19 protein-coding genes are annotated in these 16,612 nt (G+C 70.7%); 10 read left to right on the top strand and 9 right to left on the bottom strand.

Annotated elements, in window-relative coordinates; genetic code table 11:
• Positions 1-337, top strand: a 337-nt coding sequence (locus BM144_RS10350) for a transposase (RefSeq protein ID WP_139225690.1), incomplete at its 5' end; no start/stop codon positions are given.
• Positions 338-710: 373 nt separating this feature from the next.
• On the opposite strand, the gene BM144_RS23720 is transcribed toward BM144_RS10350, so the two are convergent.
• The 3 genes from BM144_RS23720 to BM144_RS10330 form a co-directional block, all read right to left on the bottom strand.
• On the bottom strand, positions 711-974 hold the full coding sequence (locus BM144_RS23720; protein WP_092951813.1) for a DUF3223 domain-containing protein: 264 nt from the start codon (positions 972-974) through the stop codon (positions 711-713).
• Positions 975-1,138: 164 nt separating this feature from the next.
• Complete coding sequence (locus BM144_RS10335) at positions 1,139-1,588, bottom strand: DNA-binding protein (RefSeq protein WP_092951811.1); 450 nt, start codon at positions 1,586-1,588, stop codon at positions 1,139-1,141.
• On the bottom strand, positions 1,536-2,144 hold the full coding sequence (locus BM144_RS10330) for a nucleotidyltransferase domain-containing protein (protein WP_245783615.1): 609 nt from the start codon (positions 2,142-2,144) through the stop codon (positions 1,536-1,538). The genes BM144_RS10335 and BM144_RS10330 overlap by 53 nt, the downstream gene beginning before the upstream one ends.
• A 123-nt stretch (positions 2,145-2,267) precedes the next feature.
• Between BM144_RS10330 and BM144_RS10325 the strand changes: the two genes are divergently transcribed.
• Complete coding sequence (locus tag BM144_RS10325; RefSeq protein WP_092951807.1) at positions 2,268-2,699, top strand: YkgJ family cysteine cluster protein; 432 nt, start codon at positions 2,268-2,270, stop codon at positions 2,697-2,699.
• 85 nt (positions 2,700-2,784) lie between these two features.
• On the opposite strand, the gene BM144_RS10320 is transcribed toward BM144_RS10325, so the two are convergent.
• The 4 genes from BM144_RS10320 to BM144_RS10305 form a co-directional block, all read right to left on the bottom strand.
• Positions 2,785-3,768: a threo-3-hydroxy-L-aspartate ammonia-lyase gene (locus BM144_RS10320; RefSeq protein ID WP_092951805.1), complete on the bottom strand. Its 984-nt coding sequence runs from the start codon at positions 3,766-3,768 to the stop codon at positions 2,785-2,787.
• A 46-nt stretch (positions 3,769-3,814) separates the two neighbouring features.
• Positions 3,815-4,789: an ornithine cyclodeaminase family protein gene (locus BM144_RS10315; RefSeq protein WP_092951803.1), complete on the bottom strand. Its 975-nt coding sequence runs from the start codon at positions 4,787-4,789 to the stop codon at positions 3,815-3,817.
• Entirely contained in the window at positions 4,779-5,408 is a 630-nt protein-coding gene (locus BM144_RS10310) for a helix-turn-helix transcriptional regulator (protein ID WP_092951801.1), read from the bottom strand. Before BM144_RS10310 ends, BM144_RS10315 begins: the two co-directional genes overlap by 11 nt.
• 92 nt (positions 5,409-5,500) lie before the next feature.
• Positions 5,501-6,439 (bottom strand): LysR family transcriptional regulator, encoded by a 939-nt coding sequence (locus tag BM144_RS10305; protein WP_092951799.1) that lies wholly within the window; start codon positions 6,437-6,439, stop codon positions 5,501-5,503.
• A 121-nt stretch (positions 6,440-6,560) separates the two neighbouring features.
• On the opposite strand from BM144_RS10305, the gene BM144_RS10300 reads away from it, so the two are divergent.
• The 4 genes from BM144_RS10300 (at position 6,561) to BM144_RS10285 (ending at position 11,264) form a co-directional block, all read left to right on the top strand.
• On the top strand, positions 6,561-7,700 hold the full coding sequence (locus tag BM144_RS10300; RefSeq protein WP_092951879.1) for a DSD1 family PLP-dependent enzyme: 1,140 nt from the start codon (positions 6,561-6,563) through the stop codon (positions 7,698-7,700).
• Positions 7,701-7,988: 288 nt separating this feature from the next.
• Positions 7,989-8,969 carry a BclA C-terminal domain-containing protein gene (locus BM144_RS10295; RefSeq protein ID WP_092951797.1) on the top strand — a complete coding sequence of 327 codons (981 nt, stop codon included), beginning with the start codon at positions 7,989-7,991 and terminating at the stop codon, positions 8,967-8,969.
• Between the two features lie 125 nt (positions 8,970-9,094).
• The gene (locus tag BM144_RS10290; protein WP_092951795.1) at positions 9,095-9,532 is read left to right on the top strand and encodes an OsmC family protein; all 438 of its coding nucleotides are present in this window, start codon (positions 9,095-9,097) and stop codon (positions 9,530-9,532) included.
• Between the two features lie 322 nt (positions 9,533-9,854).
• Positions 9,855-11,264, top strand: a complete 1,410-nt coding sequence (locus tag BM144_RS10285) for a homoserine dehydrogenase (RefSeq protein WP_092951793.1) — start codon at positions 9,855-9,857, stop codon at positions 11,262-11,264.
• Between the two features lie 75 nt (positions 11,265-11,339).
• Here BM144_RS10285 and BM144_RS10280 read toward each other — a convergent pair whose 3' ends face one another.
• The gene (locus tag BM144_RS10280) at positions 11,340-11,648 is read right to left on the bottom strand and encodes a hypothetical protein (RefSeq protein WP_092951791.1); all 309 of its coding nucleotides are present in this window, start codon (positions 11,646-11,648) and stop codon (positions 11,340-11,342) included.
• 185 nt (positions 11,649-11,833) lie between these two features.
• Entirely contained in the window at positions 11,834-12,310 is a 477-nt protein-coding gene (locus BM144_RS10275; RefSeq protein WP_092951789.1) for an OsmC family protein, read from the bottom strand.
• 144 nt (positions 12,311-12,454) lie between these two features.
• On the opposite strand from BM144_RS10275, the gene dinG reads away from it, so the two are divergent.
• From dinG to BM144_RS10255, 4 genes are all read left to right on the top strand, one after another.
• Positions 12,455-14,692: an ATP-dependent DNA helicase DinG gene (gene dinG / locus BM144_RS10270; RefSeq protein WP_092951787.1), complete on the top strand. Its 2,238-nt coding sequence runs from the start codon at positions 12,455-12,457 to the stop codon at positions 14,690-14,692.
• 175 nt (positions 14,693-14,867) lie between these two features.
• Positions 14,868-15,368, top strand: coding sequence for a pyridoxamine 5'-phosphate oxidase family protein (locus tag BM144_RS10265; protein WP_092951785.1), 501 nt, complete (start codon positions 14,868-14,870; stop codon positions 15,366-15,368).
• Between the two features lie 74 nt (positions 15,369-15,442).
• Positions 15,443-15,646 carry a hypothetical protein gene (locus BM144_RS10260; protein WP_092951783.1) on the top strand — a complete coding sequence of 68 codons (204 nt, stop codon included), beginning with the start codon at positions 15,443-15,445 and terminating at the stop codon, positions 15,644-15,646.
• Between the two features lie 195 nt (positions 15,647-15,841).
• Positions 15,842-16,567, top strand: coding sequence for a 3'-5' exonuclease (locus BM144_RS10255; RefSeq protein ID WP_092951781.1), 726 nt, complete (start codon positions 15,842-15,844; stop codon positions 16,565-16,567).
• The last annotated feature ends 45 nt before the right edge of the window (positions 16,568-16,612 follow it).

Below are 16,612 nucleotides of genomic sequence, written 5' to 3'. Positions count from 1 at the left end.
CTTCGAGCCACTGGTCGATGCCTTGCCCACGGTGAGAGGCTGTCGTGGCCGGCCCAGACGTTGGCCCCACAAGTTGCATGCCGACAAGGGCTATGACTTTGCGCGTTGCCGAGCCCACCTGCGCAAGCTGGGCATCACGGCGCGTATTGCCCGGCGTGGTATCGAGCGCAATGACCGGCTCGGGCGTCATCGCTGGGTGGTGGAGCGCACCCACGCTTGGTTGGCTGCCTTCGGCAAGTTGCGCACTCGCTTCGAACGTCGCATCGATATTCATGTCGCGCTGCTTTCTCTGGCTTGCTGCGTCATTTGCATTCGCCATCTCGCACCGTTTTGTTAGCCGCTCTTAATGAGTGCGGTGAATCGCATTCAGAGTGAGGTACTGGCACGGCACTCCAAGCGTCCCGGGGACTACGCATTTTTCAATGGGCAGATGGAATCGCTTTTTATGAGCCCTGTCATCATTGCCCTTGAGGAGTACGGGGTGCCGCTGCAGCTCGGTGAGCAGATTGTTCCGTTACTCGGAAATCCTCAGACACTGGATGAGGCACTCGCCGCGCTGGTGAAGCGTCGAGCCGCTGACATCCCTGGCCTAACCGGATTTGAACGGTCGCTCGTGAGGCCCTTATGCCGCGATGAGTTGCCTGCAGCTAAGGTCACCCAACCGTCGGCTTCATAGGCCGAATCGAGCAGGCAGCTCGGTCGTTTTGCTGTCAGGGCGCCTTCTCGGTGGCAACGTCCAGTGCTCGCCGCATGCTGAAGTCGGTGCTGGTTCCGTCGGTGTGCATAACGAAAAAGCATGAGGTATTTCCGGGGTGATCCCGGTCTTTGCGTCGCTCGAAGTGCGACACACCTGCTCCAACCTTGGTAGGCTGACCTGCATCTAGGACTGATTCGTATACCTCCAGCAGGGCCGCCATGTCACTGTGATCTGACGCATCGGAGACCCGCGACCCGTCCCGGCACCGAGTAAGCATCACCTTGAAGTGTTCTACGGCATCGCCATTCTTGGTCCAGATGCGCCCCTTTAAAAGGCTGGTCTTGGCTCTCCCTCATGGCTTGGGCAATGCCTTCACGATCTTCATCACCTCCAGGCTGGCCGTCACCACCCGCTGGAATAACTCCATCGGATAGGCTGTGTTCAAGGTGCAGTCAGGAGATCGGCCCGGTGCACCTCTAACCAACTTTCAGTGTGCGCCAGCAATTGCGCAGCCTGCTCGACGCAGGCCTGCAGCGTGGCAGTAGACACCGGATCACCCTCGTAGTCGCTCACGTTACGTTGCCTGCGCAGAGCATCCAGCACGATGATGGAGGGCTGCGCTACGCCCAGCGTTAGCCCGAGGCTCTGGATGGCCGTCTGATGGTGCCCTGGCTGGCTCGTCGAGGTGCGGTAGCCGTTGGCCCACAATCCCACCATGGCGCATTGCATGATGCATTTGTAGGCCGCGTCGAAGCGGTTGTCGGGACTGACTTCGGCAATGCGCGCATCGGCCAGATTGCGCCGCGCTGCCTGCAGCAATTTCGTGATGCCAGCGGCATCAGGCTGGTGGGCCTGCAACCGCCCGATTGCCAGCAAGTTCTGCAAACTCATCGGCTCCTCCCTGGATGAACAATTGTGGCTTGGCCAGGATGTCGCGTGCAAACGCATCGCCGCCTTGTGCACGCGCCGCGAATTCCTCGGGGGTGTAGAGCACAGGGTTTACCTCGCGGCCCAGTGCTGCATGTAGCGGGAACAACGCTTGCGCCAGTTCCAAAAACCCCACGCCACCCAGCACCAGCAGATCCACATCGCTACCTGGCGATGGAGTGCCCCGGGCCACCGAACCGAAAACGAGCGCGATGCGGATCCGGTCCGCCAGTGGTGCTAATGCAAGGCGCAGTGCTGGCACCACGCCATGCGTCTTGCGGAAGATCGACGCCAGATCACTGAACAGCGGGTGGCTTGCGTTCGCTCGATAGCGCACTTGGTTGCCCTGCTGGCTGCGCAGCAGCAAGCCCGTGGCAGTGAGCTTGTCCACTTCGCGCGCCAGTGTGCCCGCATGGCTGTCGGTGAGCCGCGCCAGTTCACGGAGATGGAACGTCTGCTGCGGCTGCAGCAACAGCGCAGCCAGTACCCGCTGCCTTGCGGCGGGGAACAGCAGATCCATCAAGGATGATTTGTTGCTCATTGAGCGACGATTGTTGCATTAAAGGCGACGATTATAGGATTGTGGTGCTCGATCAAGATTTGGCGCTTGCATGACAATCGTCCACCTGCCTCCCACCCCGCCATGCGCTCCCCCATCTCCATCGTCGACATCGACAACCCCGCCACCTGGACCCGCTACCGCGCCGGCCTGTGCGAGACCTGTGCGGCCAACTGCTGCACGATGCCGCTGGAAGTCCAGATCTCCGATCTGGTGCGCCTCGGGCTGGTGGATGCGTTCGAGGCCGAGCACGAGGAGCCGCGGCATATCGCCAAGCGATTGCAGAAGGCGCGGCTGATCGACCATTTCAACCACAAGAACGTGCTGTTCACGATGGCGCGGCGCGCGAGCGGGGACTGCCACTTCCTGGATGCCGCCACGCGGCGCTGCACGGTGTACGACGTGCGGCCCGAGACCTGCCGGCTGCATCCGCAGAAGAAGAGCCCCAAGCCGGGCTGGTGCGCGTATGGCGCTGTGGCGCAGGGGCAGGGCGCAAGCCGGTCGGTACGGCGCTGAACGACATACCCCGGCGCACTTGTTTTTCCTTGATCGCCCGGCGGCACGTCGGGCCATCCGACCCTCCGGCGGAGGCGGATCTGCATCAATGCGCGGCCGTGGTCCCCAGCAGGCTGCAGAAGCGCGCCATGTCCACGTTGCCGCCACTCAGCAGGATGCCGATGCGCTGGCCTTTCAGCTCGGCCTGCTTCTGCCGCGCGGCGGCAAAGCCCAGGCAGCCGGTGGGCTCCACGACCTGCTTCATGCGCGTGGCCAGGAAGCCCATGCACTCCACCAGTTCGGCGTCGGTGGCCGTGAGGATGTCGCTCACGTCGCGGCGGATGATGGGGAAGGTGAGCTGGCCCAGGTGCTGGGTCTGCGCGCCGTCGGCGATGGTCTGTGGCGTATCGATGTGCACGATCTCGCCGGAGCGCAAGGAGCGCTGGCCGTCGTTGCCGGCCTCGGGCTCGACGCCGTAGAGCTGGCAGTCCGGCGCAAGGGCCCGCGTGGCCAGGGCCGATCCGGCCAACAGGCCGCCGCCGCCCAGGCAGACGAAGAAGGCATCCAGCGGGCCCGTTTCCTCGAACAGTTCCTTGGCGGCCGTGCCCTGGCCGGCGATCACGTCGGGGTGGTCGTAGGGCGGCACGAGGGTGAGGCCGTGGCGCTCGGCGAGGTCGCGGCCGATCTGCTCGCGGTCTTCGGTGTAGCGGTCGTAGCTCACCACGTTGCCGCCGTAGCCCCGGGTGGCGGCGACCTTGGCGGCGGGTGCGTCGTGGGGCATGACGATGGTGGCGGGGATGCCGAGCAGCCGCGCCGAGAGGGCGATGGCCTGCGCGTGGTTGCCGGACGAGAACGCGACCACGCCGGCCTTGCGCTGTTCGGGCGTGAAGCGCGAGAGCGCGTTGAACGCGCCGCGGAACTTGAAGGCGCCCATGCGCTGCAGGTGCTCGCACTTGAAGAACACCTCGGCGCCGAAGGCCTCGTCGACGGTGCGCGAGGTCATGACGGGGGTCTTGCGCGCATGGCCTTCGATGCGCTGTGCGGCGGCGGCCACGTCGTCATAGGTGGGCAGGGCGGGAACGGAGGTCATGGAGCGGCTTTCATCGAAGAGAGGGAAAAAGGAAGGGAACGGCGGCTCACCAGGGCCAATCGACGGAGGTGCCCAGCCCCTGGGCCAGCGCCTGCCGGTAGACGAGCCGCGCCACGGTGAGGTCCTGCAGGGCGAGGCCCGTTATGTCGAACAGCGTGATGTCTTCGGGCTGCCGCGTGAAGGCGACCCTGCCCGTGAGCAGGTCGCCGATCTCTTCGCAGGGCAGCCCGGGCGCCCACTGCATTTCGCCGATCTGGCGGGCCTGGGCCATGTCGTCCACGGCGGCGATGCGCGCGCGCACGGGCAGGCCTTCAGGCAGCTCGCGCTTGCCGCGCGTGTCGGCGCCCACGCAGAGCAGGTGCGTGCCGGCGCGCACGGCGTCGGCGCGAAAGAGCGGGCCGCTGCCGGGCGTGGCGGTGATGACCACGTCGCTCTCGGCCACGGCCGCATCGGCATCGGCCGTGTGGCGAAGATCGCAGCGGCCCGCGAAGCGCGCCTCGAAGGCGGCATCGGCCGCGCCGGTGGCCGTGGCGTAGCGCACCTGGCGCAGCGCGGGCAGGGTGCGCAGCGCGCCATCGAGCTGCGCGGCGGCCTGCACGCCGGTGCCGAAGACCGTGGCGCGGGTGCTGTCCGGCCGGGCCAGGGCCTGCAGGCCGACGGCGCCGGCCGCGGCGGTGCGCGCGGTGGTGATGGCGTTGCCGTCGATCACGCAGAGCGGCCGGCCCGTGGCCGGGTCGAAAAGCAGGATGGTGGCCTGGTGCGGCTCGCCGCCCACGGCGCGGTTGCCGGGCCAGAAGCCCGCGGCCTTGAAGCCGAGCAGGCCCTGTACGGGCACGTCGCCCGACTTGATGCCGAAGATGCCGCCGGTGGGCAGCGCCTCGCGCACCACGGGGAACACGCGGCCTTCGCGCCGGCTGTGCAGCACGAAGGCTTCGCGCACGGCGTCGGCCACGTCGCCGGGCACGAGCAGGCGTTCGACGGCCTCCTTGCCGACGAGGAGCAGGCGGGCGTCACTTGGCATAGCCGTACACCGATGCGCGCGACACACCGAGGTGGGCCGCGATGGTTTCCATGGCCCGGCGCATGTCGAGCAGGCCGGCCTCGCGCAGCTCCTGCAGCAGCGCGCGCCGGTCGGCCGCCTTGAGCTGGCGCGGCGTGGTGGCCAGCCGCGCGGCGAACTGGTCGATGCGCGCGCGCAGCGCCTCGGCACCGGCCGGGTCGAGGGTTTCCGTGGCGGGCACCGCGCCGGGCAGGGCGGTGAACTGGCCCAGCATGGCCTGGAAGCCCTGGAACAGCGTCAGGTCCACGTTCATGCACAGGGCCGCGATGTAGCGGCCCGTGGAGTCCTTGATGCCGATGGACGTGCTCTTGGCCTGCCGGCCGTCGGCGAAGCGGTTGGGGTAGTTGGCGATCACCGGGTCCACCGCCGGATCGTGGATGCGCGCCAGGCCCAGTTCGGTGGCGGGGTCGCCCACGGCGCGCCCCGACAGGTTGTTGTGGATGGCGAGGATGGCGTGGCGCGGGTCGAGCAGGTCGTGCACGACGACCTCGCAGAACGGGCCGAAGGTCTGGCCCAGGCCCGCGGCGATGTGCTGGAGCTGTTCGAGCAGCAGGCGCTGCTCCGGGGTGCGTCGTTTCATGTTGGACAGTTTGTATTTTTATGGATTTTTTGTCAAATCTATCGCGGGCCGGCCCATCGTGACCGGCAGGCGGTCGCTGGCGGACGGCGCGGTCAGCCGCGCTGCCGCTGTGCGCGCCAGGGCACGGGCTGCAGCGCCGCCTTGGCGGCTTCGATGAAGACGCGCTGGCGGGCGGGCAGGCCCTTGCGCGAGGGCACGAGCGCCATGACCGGCGCAGGCTCCATCTGCCACAGCGGCAGCAGCCGCACGAGCCGGCCGCTGGCGATGAGCGGGCCCACCTCCCATTCGGAGCGCGCCATGATGCCCAGCCCCGACAGCGCCCACTGGGTCATGGTTTCACCGTCGTTGGTGGTGAGCGCGCCGTCCACCCGCACCGTGGCGGACCTGCGCGGCGTGCCGTCCGCGGCCGGCGCGGACAGGAAGCGCCAGCGCACGAGGCCGTCGTCGTTCTCCTTCAGGCACAGGCACGCCTGGCGTTCGAGCTGGGCGGGGTGCGTGAGCGTGTCCTCCAGCCGCCGCGCCACGCCGGGGCTGGCGCACAGCAGCCGGTCGTTGGGCGCCAGCAGGTGGCCCACCCACGACAAATCCTTGACGGTGCCGATGTGCACCACCACGTCGTGCGCGGCGGCTTCGCGCAGCGGGTTGTCGGAGAGGGTGAGCGCGATGCCCAGTTGCGGGTGCTGCTGGTGCAGGTCGCGCACGATGCGCGCCACGTGCCACCGCCCGAAGCCGAACGGCGCTACCACGCGCAGATGCCCGCCCAGCGCCTGCGATTCGCCGGCCACGCGCTCGCGCAGCGCGTCGAAGCGCTCGAGCAGTTCGGCGGATTCGTCGAGCAGGCGGCGGCCTTCGTCGGTGAACGCGATGCCGCGCGCGGTGCGCACGGCCAGGCGCACGCCGAGCGATTCCTCCAGCTTGCGCAGGCGCACCGTGAGCGCGGGCGGCGTGACATCCAGGAGGCGCGCCGCGCCGGCCAGGGAGCCGGCATGGCCGAGGGCGCGCACCATGCGCAGGTCGTCGAGGTCGGGCATTCATCCATGGTAAATGCTCCAGTTCGCCACCGTTAAACGCAATGGCCCGGCAGGTGCCTACAGTGGGCACGGTACCGCGGCGCTCCGCCCGGCCCAACTCCTCCTGAAGGACGATTTCGCCATGGCTTCTTCTCTCCACGACCTCGACACCCCGGCCGCGCTGGTCGATACCGTGCGCATGCAGCGCAACATCGACCGCATGCAGGCGCGCATGGATGCGCTGGGCGTGCGTTTTCGCCCGCACGTGAAGACCACCAAGTGCCTGCCGGTCGCGCAGGCGCAGATCGCCGCTGGCGCGCGGGGCATCACGGTGTCCACGCTGAAGGAAGCCGAGCGCTTCTTCGCCGAAGGCGTGCGGGACATCCTCTACGCGGTGGGCATGGCGCCGGCCCGGCTGCCGCAGGCGCTGGCGCTGCGCCGCCAGGGCTGCGACCTCAAGCTCATCACCGACAGCGTGGCCGGCGCGCAGGCCATCGCGGAGTTCGGCCGCGCGCAGGGCGAAGTGTTCGAGGTGTGGATCGAGATCGACGTGGACGGCCACCGCTCCGGCATTCCGCCCGAGGGCGCGGCGCTGCTGGACGTGGGGCGTGCGCTGGTGGAAGGCGGCATGCACCTGGGCGGCGTGATGGCGCACGCCGGCTCCAGCTACGAGCACGACACACCCGAGGCGCTGCGCCGCATTGCCGAGCAGGAGCGCGCCGGCACCGTGCGCGCGGCCGAACGGCTGCGCGCCGCGGGACTGCCGTGCGCGGTGGTGAGCGTGGGCTCCACGCCCACGGCGCTCGCCGCCGAGGCGCTCGGCGGCGTGACCGAGGTGCGCGCGGGCGTGTACGTGTTCTTCGATCTGGTGATGCACAACGTGGGCGTGTGCGGCACCGACGACATCGCGCTCAGCGTGCTCACCACGGTGATCGGCCACCAGGAAGAAAAGGGCTGGGCGATCGTGGACGCGGGCTGGATGGCGATGAGCCGCGACCGTGGCACGCAGAAGCAGCGGCGCGATTTCGGCTTCGGGCAGGTGTGCGACGTGTCGGGCCAGCCGCTGCCGGGCTTTCTGCTGAGCGGCGCCAACCAGGAGCACGGCATCGTGTCGCGGGAGGACGGTGCGCCGTGTCCCGACATCGCGCAGCGCTTTCCCGTGGGCACGCGTCTGCGCGTGCTGCCCAACCATGCCTGCGCGACCGGGGCGCAGCATCCGCATTACCTGGCGATCCAGCCCGAAGGAAGCGTGCTGTCCTGGCCCCGTTTCCAGGGCTGGTAGACCGTTCACCGGCGGGCTGCGTCCGTCCACGGCACGGGCCCGCACCGCCCTCCCGCACGATGTCCCGATTGCCGGAGGGCAGCCGGCCCGTTAGATTGTCGGAAAAGGGGTGGGAAATGCCGCAAACCCATGCGGCCACGAGAAAAAATGGAAAAACAGACCTGTTTTTCCGCATCCGACCGCCCCTCCTGCTCTGCCGCAAGGCCCGGGCCCGCGTGGAAATGCCCCACGGTGGAGCTTGGCCTGGCAGAGATTTCGAACTTTCCGAAATCCGAACGGGCCGCATCCATGCCATTGCTTCCTCTCGTCCCGCGGCAACGCCGCCACCGCTTGGCCACCCTGGCCGCATCCACTGCCGTGCTCGCGGCCTCTGCCGTGCACGCCGCGGACGTCAGCATCACGCTGCCGCCGGGCGGAGGCTTCACGGTGCGCGGCAGCGGTGCGGAAGAGCGCCTGCGGGTGCAGGGCAACGGCACGGTGCTGCTGCCCGCACTGCCTGCCGCGCCGCAGCAGGGCCAGTTGGCCTGCTTCGACGGGGCGTCGGGCCAGCTCGGCAGTTGCTCGCCCGCGGCCACGTCGGCGCTTGCGGGACCGACAGGGGCGACCGGCGCGAACGGCGCTACCGGCGCAGCAGGACCCACGGGCGCGACCGGTCCGGCAGGTGCCACCGGAGCCACGGGCCCGGCCGGAGCCACGGGGGCGACCGGCCCCCAGGGCAGCGTGGGACTGCAGGGACCGCCCGGTGCCACGGGACTGACGGGAGCCATCGGACCCACGGGAGCCACGGGCGTGACCGGCGCCGCGGGCAGCACCGGCGCCACCGGTGCCACCGGTGTGACAGGCCCCGCGGGCGCGGGCGGTGCGGTCAGCGCGGTCTCGATGGCGGCGCACAACACGGCGGGCGCCAATATCGCCGTGCTGCTGGGCGGCACCAACGTCCCGCTGCCGCAGGCGCAGAACCTGGGCGGCGGCTTCGTCAGCAACGGCTCGAACGACGTGTTCACCGTGCCGACCACCGGCCGCTACCGCGTGAAATACCAGGTCCGTACCACGGCCTCGACGCTGGCGAGCGCACGGGTGCTGATCAACGGCGCCTCCTACCCGGCCCTCTCCGAGGTGCCCAGCATGTCCACCAACCGCTACACCAGCGAGACCATCGTCACGCTGATAGCCGGCAGCACGCTGCAACTGCAGCTCTACGGCATGCTCGGCAGCGTCACGCTCGACGGCGGTGCAGGTGCCACGATGATCGCGGAGCAGATGGACTGAGGGCCTGCCAGGGCGCCGTTGCTGTAGGACGTGCACCGGAGCGCAGGCGCGCCCTGCGCCCACGCCGCGCCCTGCCACGGCCGTGCTGTGATGGCGGTTTGTCCACCCGCACACAAGGAGATCGCATGTCCGAGAAAACCGCATCCGTCCACTGGGAAGGCGCCGGCAAGACCGGCCAGGGCCGCATCAGCACCGAGACCGGCGCGCTGAAAGACCACCCCTACGGCTTCGGCAGCCGCTTCGGCGACGACCGCAAGGGCACCAATCCGGAGGAGATCGTGGGCGCCGCGCATGCCGCCTGCTTCACGATGGCTTTCGCCTTCGCCTGCGAGAAGGCCGGCATTTCCACCGAGACGCTCGACACCACCGCCAAGGTGCGGCTGGCCAAGGAAGGCGAAGGCTTCAAGATCGACCGCATCGCGCTCACGCTGAAGGCCAAGGTGCCGGGCATCGACGATGCGAAGTTCCAGCAGATCGCGGCCGACGCCAAGGCCAACTGCCCGCTGTCGAAGGCGCTCGCCTCCGTGCCCGAGATCACCCTCGACGCGCAACGCATCGGCTGACGGCACCGCGGCGGCCGGCCCTCCCGCGTCCGGGCGGGCCGCCGCCTTCCGCTACACTGCGCCCCATGCCATTCGAACGCACGCCCCTCCACCTGGTTCGCCACGCCGCCTGCGCGCCGTGCGCGCCGGTGCCGGCACCCTGCGCACGAATGACGATGACCACCATTACCACCGCGGCTCCCTAGCGCGCGCGCTGGGTGGCCGTACCAACGGTCGCCTGGTGTCATTCCCTCCCCGAACGAACCCAGCCCGACCGCTGGGTTTTTTTGTTTCCGGGCCCGACCGGCCCTTGTTCGTTCGTTTGGAAAGAGAGAGTGACACGATGTTCAACGATCCCCAATGGCGCCCCGTTCCCTCCGCCGCGGCCCTGACCGCCGGAGCCACCCCCCGCCCGCTGCGCGTGGGCATGATCGGCATCGGCACCGTGGGCCTCGGCACCTGGCGCGTGCTGGCGCGCAACCAGGCCGCGATCGCGGCACGCGCGGGCCGGGGCATCGAGATCGTGGCCGTGGCCGCACGCGACCTGCAGCGCGCCGCGCGCGTGCTGGGCCCGGAGGCCGTCCGCACCGAGCTGACCGGCGACCCGATGCACGTCGCCACGCACCCCGGCGTGGACGTGCTGGTGGAGGTGGCCGGCGGCACCGGCGCCGCGCGCGACTGGGTGGCCGCGGCCATCGCCCACGGCAAGGCCGTGGTGACCGCCAACAAGGCGCTGCTGGCCGTGCACGGCAACGCGCTCTTCGCGCAGGCCGAGGCGCGCGGCGTGCCGCTGGCCTACGAGGCGGCGGTGGCCGGCGGCGTGCCCGTCATCAAGGCGCTGCGGGAGGGCGCCACCGCCAACCGGGTGGAATGGGTGGCCGGCATCGTGAACGGCACGAGCAACTACATCCTGGGCCGCATGCACCATGCGGGACTGGGTTTCGGCGAAGCGCTGGCGGAAGCGCAGGCGCTGGGCTACGCCGAGGCCGACCCCGCCTTCGACGTGGACGGCATCGACGCCGCGCACAAGACCGCGCTGCTGGCGGCCAACGCCTTCGGCACGCCGGTGGGATTCGACCGGGCGCACGTGGAGGGCATCCGCCACCTCGATGCGCTCGACGTGGCGGCCGCCCACGCCTGGGGCCATGCCGTCAAGCTGCTCGGCATCGCGCGGCGGCAGGGCGAGGCGGTGCAGTTGCGCGTGCACCCTGCGCTGGTGCCCGCTACGCACCTGCTCGCCCAGGTGGACGGCGGGATGAACGCGGTGCTGGTGCGCGGCGATGCGCAGGGCGTGACGATGCACTGCGGCGCCGGCGCGGGCGCCGAACCCACGGCCTCGGCCGTGGTGGCCGACCTCGTGGACGTGGCCCGCCAGACCGTGGCGCAGGCGGGCGGGCCCGCGCGCTGCGCCGTGCCGCCGCTGGGCTGCCCCATGAGCGCGCTGGTGGACCGGCCCGTGGTGCCGATGGACGAGGTGGTCACGCGGCACTTCCTGCGCATCCCGCTGCGGGAAGGCGCAGGAAGCGCTGCGCTGCCTGCGCTGGCGGCAGCGCTCGGCCAGGGTGGCATCGCGGTGGAGCGGATGGAGGTGTGGCAGCCCTCCCGCGCGGCAGGCGGGGAGGCGTCGGCCGCGCCGCAGTTGCTGGCCCTTACCCGGCCGGCGCGCGACGGCGCCGTGCGGGCCGTGGCGGCCTCCCGCATCGCAGGGGCCGCAGGGCCCGCGGCCCATCTGCGCGTGGAAACGCTGGATTGACCGGCGGCGCGGCGGGGGAGCGCTCGGCCTGGCACGGGGCCCGGGGCCGACGGCAGCTCCAGGGGATGTCCGCGGCTACTTCTGCTTCTGGTAGGCCTCGTGCGCCGGGGTGCCGCGGTCCGTGTCCTTCAGGCCGCGCTCCAGGTCGTCGTGGGCCTGCTGGATCTCCGGGCGGGGCTCGCCATCGGTCATGTCCACGGACTGGTCGCGTTCATGGGGCAGGCGCGCCTCGGGGCTGTTCAGGTCTTTCTGTTCCGCGTTGGGCGCCGGGTGCTTCTGCGTGGTGTCCACGCGGCGCTCGACGCGCTCGGGCACGTGTGCGGAGGCCGTGGGGTCGGCAGGGGGGCGGGCAGGAGAGGAGGAAGAGGGCGGGGACGTGGGCATGGGGATTCCTTGGAGCGAAGCGCCCGGCCGCCACGGGGCGGAGGGCCGTGCGTTCCATGCTAGGCAGCGCCCCCGGGCACGTCTGTAGGCCGCCGCGCCCTGGCCGGGCCGGCGCCGGGCGATCGGAGCGTTTTCAGCTCCATGCCGCCGTATCCATTCAATAGTTTGCTATTAAAAACATAGCGTCAGCCATGGGGCAGCAGCACGGGCTCGCAGTCGATCCGCGTCTTCACCGAGTTGGCGAGGAAGCAGGCCGCATGCGCACGGTGGTGCAAGTCCTGCAGTTGCTCCAGGGTCGGCGCGTGTGCCGGATCGAAACGGGTGACCGGGCGCAGCACCACGCGGTCCACGACGGGGCGGCCCTGCGCATCGGGCGCCATGGTGCCTTCGGCCATGTCGCGGTAGTCGTCCACGCGCCAGCCGTCGCGGCAGGCGATGTCGAGGAACCACAGCATGTGGCAGCTCGACAGCGCGGCCACGAAGGCCTCTTCGGGGTCCACGCCGGCCGGGTCGGAATACGGCAGCGGCACCACGTGCGGCGACGACGACGCCGCCACGGTGGCGCCGCCATCGAAGTGCCAGGCGTGCGCGCGGCGGTAGCGCCGGTCCAGGAAGTCGTCGGTGCCGCGCTGCCAGGCGACGGTGGCGGTGTGGGAAGCCATGGGGGAATGCTCCGTGGAGTCGTTGGTGGAGGCCCCGAGCCTACCGCGCCGTGCGCCGCCGGCCCGGCGGCAGCGCCCCCAAAGACCCCCGGCACCGGCCCGCCGCCGCCCCGGAAGGGGCCGGCCATGCCACACTACCACTGTATGTCTCAACAGGATTGGGCCGCCCAGGCCCTGCAGTCTTTCGATGCGGTGGTGCAGGCCACCGATGGTTTCCGCAGCCGCGGCGGGCAGCGGCGCATGGCCGAGCAGGTGGCGCACACCTTCGCGCATGCGCAGCTCGGCAAGGTGGAGGCGCCGGGCGGCGATGACGGCGCGCCGCCCGCCCCCGAGCGCGCCATCGCCGTGGTGCAGGCCGGCACGGGGGTGGGCAAGTCGCTCGCGTACAGCGTGCCGGCGATCGCCATGGCGCTCTCGCGCGGCACCCGCGTGCTGATCTCCACCGCCACGGTGGCGCTGCAGGAGCAGCTCGTCCAGAAGGATCTTCCGGCGCTGGCCGCGCGCATGCCGCAGCCCTTCCAGTTCGCGCTGGCCAAGGGGCGCGGGCGCTACGTGTGCAAGCTCAAGCTCGAACGCCTGGCCGGCACGGGCGAGGCCGGCGACGGCGGCCCCGAGGACGACCTGTTCGCCGAAGAGGAAGCCGCCGCCCGCGCGGCCCGGCCGCGCCACGAGACCGAGGCGCGCATGAAGTTCTACGCCACCATGGCCGACGTGCTCGCGCGCGGCGCCTGGGACGGCGACCGCGACACGCTCGAATCGCCGCCCGAGCCCGAGGTCTGGAGCCCCGTGGCGGCCGAGGCCAGCTCGTGCACCGGCAAGCACTGCCCGGCCTTCAGCCAGTGCACCTACTACGACCGGCGCAAGGCGCTGGTGGCCGCGCAGGTGATCGTGGCCAACCATGACCTGCTGCTGTCCTCGCTCGGCGCGCGCCTGCTGCCCGAGCTGGACAACTGCCTGCTCGTGATCGACGAGGCCCACCACCTGCCCGCTACGGCGCTCGACCAGTTCGCCTGCGAGGCCGACCTGAGCCGCCTCACCTGGATCGACAAGCTCGCGAGCCGGGCGCTGCGCATCGGCACGCTGGTGGAAGTAGAGGAGGTGGCCGATGTGCCCAACCATTCCGCCCGCCTGCGCGCCGCGCTGCAGGATGCCGCGCGCACCGTGATGGACGTGTACGGCGACGAGCTGCGCTCGCCCCGGCCCGCCTGGGGCGGCGCGCGCAGCGGCGCGGCGGCCGGCGCCGGCGCGGCCCGCACGCCCGCGGCCGGCATGCCCACGCGCGCCCGCGTGGCCGGCGGCGCGCTGCCGGACGCGCTGGTGGAGCCCTTCGGCCAGGTGGCGCACCATGCGGCGGGCTTCCTCGACGCGCTGCGCGCCATCGCCAAGGCGCTGCGCGCGGAGATCCGCGAAAAGCCCGACGAGGCGCGGCGCCTGTCCACGCTCTACGCGCAGATCGGCGCGCTCGCGCCGCGGCTCGAAGGCGTGCACGACACCGCGCAGCTCCTGCTGCAGGACACGCCCGAGGGCGCCGTGCCCGCCGCCAAGTGGTTCACGCTGGCCGTGGATGGCGACTTCATCGTGGTCAAGGCCCATGCCAGCCCGGTGCTGCCCGGCAACACGCTGCGCAACCACCTCTGGTCGGCCGTGCGCGGCGCGGTGCTCACCTCCGCCACGCTCACGAGCTGCGGACAGTTCGACTTCTTCCTGCGCGAGGCGGGCCTGCACGGCGACGCGGCCGTGACCACGCTGGAGGTGCCCAGCCCCTTCGACTACGCGCTGCAGGGCACCTTCATCGCCTCCGAGACGCATGCCGATCCGCGCCAGGCGGCCGATTTCACGGCCGAGATGGTGGACGCGCTGCTGAGCGACCTCGCCATGGTGGAGGCCGGCGCGCTGGTGCTCTTCACCTCGCGCGACCAGATGCGCCAGGCCGTGGACGCGCTGCCCACCGCCATGCGCAGCGCCGTGCTGGTGCAGACGCAGATGCCGCGCACGCAGTTGCTCGCGCGGCACCGCGAGCGCGTGGCCGGTGGCGAGCCCTCGATCATCTTCGGCATGCAGTCGTTCGGCGAGGGGCTGGACCTGCCCGGCGCGCTCTGCGAATCGCTCTTCATCACCAAGCTGCCGTTCGCGCCGCCGGACGACCCCGTGGGCGAGGCGCGTGCCGAGTGGCTGCGCAGCGCGGGGCGCGATCCGTTCAGCGAGCTGGTGGTGCCGGCCACGGCCATCCGCCTAGCGCAATGGGTGGGCCGCGCGATCCGCACCGAGGAGGACCGCGCCCACGTCTACTGCTACGACAAGCGCCTCGTGCGCACCTCCTACGGCCAGCGGCTGCTCAAGGGCCTGCCGCCGTTCACGCTGCAGCGGCGCGCGCCGGGTTAGCAGACCACGGCCGGCCGCAGCGCCGCGGTGCAGCGCTGCGGCCGTGTCGGACGGACCCGACAGGGCCGCGCGGGGCGGGCCGACCCGCGCGGCGCGGGGTGCGGCCTACAGTGGGCTTTCCGATCCGGCGCCGCAGCGCTCCGGCCCCGCACACCCCTTACCGGAGGCTCCCCCCATGACCCAGGATTCCCCCCACACCACGCTCTGGAAACTCATCAAGGACATCCGCTTCGGCATGCTCACGCACCGCTCGGCCACCGGCCAGTTGCATGCGCACCCGCTGACCACGCAGAACAAGGACCTCGACGAGCACTCCGAGCTGTACTTCTTCATCCCGCACGACGGCGAACTGGCGCAGCGGCTCAAGGCCGACGCACAGGTCAACGTGACCTACGCCAACCCCGAGAAGGACAGCTACGTCTCGCTCTCCGGCACGGCCGGCTTCATCGAGGACAAGGCCCGCAAGGAAGCGCTCTGGTCGCCCGCGGCCAAGGCCTGGTTCCCGCAGGGCATCGACGACCCCAACCTGGCGCTGCTCTCGATCCGCATCCAGCACGCCGAGTACTGGGACGTGAAGGAAAGCAAGATGACCCAGCTCTTCAAGATCGCCAAGGCGGCGGTCACGGGCACGCCGCCCCAGGGCATGGGCGAGCACAAGGAACTCTCGCTCTCCTGACCGCGCAATCCGCCGCTTCCGGCAGGCCGGCGCGCCCGGCCTGGTCCTTTCCCACCCTCAGCAGGAGACACGCCATGTCCGACAAGCAACAGCCCGGCACGGGCAAGGTCGAGAACGACCACAACAGCCAGGGCCACCAGGAGCCCACCCAGAAGAACGAAGGCCAGCGCACGCCGCAGAGCCGCCACGACCGCGACGCCCACATCGGCAGCGGCAACCAGGTGCAATCGCGCCAGGGCCAGGCCGGCAGCAGCCAGGGCGGGCAGCGCGGCGGGTGATCCAGGGCAGCGGCGCCGCCGCTGCCGCTGCTGGGCTCCACCCGGTCACCTTGGAGCAAAAATTGCTCCATGCCGCCGATTCTATTGAATAGTTTGCTATTTATTCAATAGCAGAAGAAGCGGATTCCCGCGCTGCTGCCGGCGGCACGGGGCGGACGCCGGGCTCCGCACGGAGCCGGGGGCGACAATGGCGGCATGTCCACCCCCGCGCGCATCGCCGTCATCGACTTCGAAACCACCGGCATGTCGCCGGGCCAGGGCGCACGGGCCACCGAGGTGGCGATCGTGCTCGTGGACCGCGACGGCCGCGCGGTGGACCGGTTCCAGAGCCTCATGAAAACCGGCGCCTGGATCCCGCCCTTCATCACCCAGCTCACCGGCATCACACCGGCCATGCTGGAGACGGCCCCGCCCGCCGATGCGGTGATGCGCGAAGCAGAGCGCTTCGTGGGCGGCGCGCCCATGGTGGCGCACAACGCCTCGTTCGACAGCCGCTTCTGGGCGGCCGAACTCGCACTGGCCGGCCTGCCCGCACCGCACGCCTTCGCGTGCACCGTGCTGCTGTCGCGGCGCCTCTACCCGGAAGCGGCCAGCCACCAGCTCGGGCGCATCGTGGCGCACCTGGGGCTGCCGCGCGCGGAGCGCGCCCACCGGGCACTCGCCGACGCCGAGATGGCCGCAGCGCTGCTGGGCCGCATCCAGCAGGACCTGCGCACCCGCTTCCGCATCGAAGACCCCGGCCATGCGCTGCTCAGCGCGCTGCAGCGCTGCGCCCGCAAGGGAATGGACAAACTGCTGGCCCAGCACGCGGCGCGCAGCCTGCCCTTGCCGGGGATGGCGCCGGATGCGGGCCCACCTGCCGCGTGCGGCGCAGCGCCGCCCGCAATGCCCGGCAGCGCTGCACTGGCCCGCCCGGCCTGAACCCGGCACGCCAGGCATATCGAGCCTCGAGCCCGGAGCCCTCCG

The organism is Paracidovorax konjaci (genome assembly GCF_900112675.1).
Taxonomy (GTDB): domain Bacteria; phylum Pseudomonadota; class Gammaproteobacteria; order Burkholderiales; family Burkholderiaceae_C; genus Paracidovorax; species Paracidovorax konjaci.
This window is presented reverse-complemented; position numbering and strand designations above follow the sequence as displayed.

Coding starts and splice junctions, on each gene's coding strand:
- BM144_RS10255 (WP_092951781.1), top strand. CDS start 15,842: ATGTCCACCCCCGCGCGCATCGCCGTCATCGACTTCGAAACCACCGGC.
- BM144_RS10275 (WP_092951789.1), bottom strand. CDS start 12,310: ATGGCTTCCCACACCGCCACCGTCGCCTGGCAGCGCGGCACCGACGAC.
- BM144_RS10330 (WP_245783615.1), bottom strand. CDS start 2,144: ATGGATCTGCTGTTCCCCGCCGCAAGGCAGCGGGTACTGGCTGCGCTG.
- BM144_RS10310 (WP_092951801.1), bottom strand. CDS start 5,408: ATGAAACGACGCACCCCGGAGCAGCGCCTGCTGCTCGAACAGCTCCAG.
- BM144_RS10335 (WP_092951811.1), bottom strand. CDS start 1,588: ATGAGTTTGCAGAACTTGCTGGCAATCGGGCGGTTGCAGGCCCACCAG.
- BM144_RS10260 (WP_092951783.1), top strand. CDS start 15,443: ATGTCCGACAAGCAACAGCCCGGCACGGGCAAGGTCGAGAACGACCAC.
- BM144_RS10280 (WP_092951791.1), bottom strand. CDS start 11,648: ATGCCCACGTCCCCGCCCTCTTCCTCCTCTCCTGCCCGCCCCCCTGCC.
- dinG (WP_092951787.1), top strand. CDS start 12,455: ATGTCTCAACAGGATTGGGCCGCCCAGGCCCTGCAGTCTTTCGATGCG.
- BM144_RS10300 (WP_092951879.1), top strand. CDS start 6,561: ATGGCTTCTTCTCTCCACGACCTCGACACCCCGGCCGCGCTGGTCGAT.
- BM144_RS10320 (WP_092951805.1), bottom strand. CDS start 3,768: ATGACCTCCGTTCCCGCCCTGCCCACCTATGACGACGTGGCCGCCGCC.
- BM144_RS10315 (WP_092951803.1), bottom strand. CDS start 4,789: ATGCCAAGTGACGCCCGCCTGCTCCTCGTCGGCAAGGAGGCCGTCGAA.
- BM144_RS23720 (WP_092951813.1), bottom strand. CDS start 974: ATGCTTACTCGGTGCCGGGACGGGTCGCGGGTCTCCGATGCGTCAGAT.
- BM144_RS10265 (WP_092951785.1), top strand. CDS start 14,868: ATGACCCAGGATTCCCCCCACACCACGCTCTGGAAACTCATCAAGGAC.
- BM144_RS10295 (WP_092951797.1), top strand. CDS start 7,989: ATGCCATTGCTTCCTCTCGTCCCGCGGCAACGCCGCCACCGCTTGGCC.
- BM144_RS10305 (WP_092951799.1), bottom strand. CDS start 6,439: ATGCCCGACCTCGACGACCTGCGCATGGTGCGCGCCCTCGGCCATGCC.
- BM144_RS10325 (WP_092951807.1), top strand. CDS start 2,268: ATGCGCTCCCCCATCTCCATCGTCGACATCGACAACCCCGCCACCTGG.
- BM144_RS10285 (WP_092951793.1), top strand. CDS start 9,855: ATGTTCAACGATCCCCAATGGCGCCCCGTTCCCTCCGCCGCGGCCCTG.
- BM144_RS10290 (WP_092951795.1), top strand. CDS start 9,095: ATGTCCGAGAAAACCGCATCCGTCCACTGGGAAGGCGCCGGCAAGACC.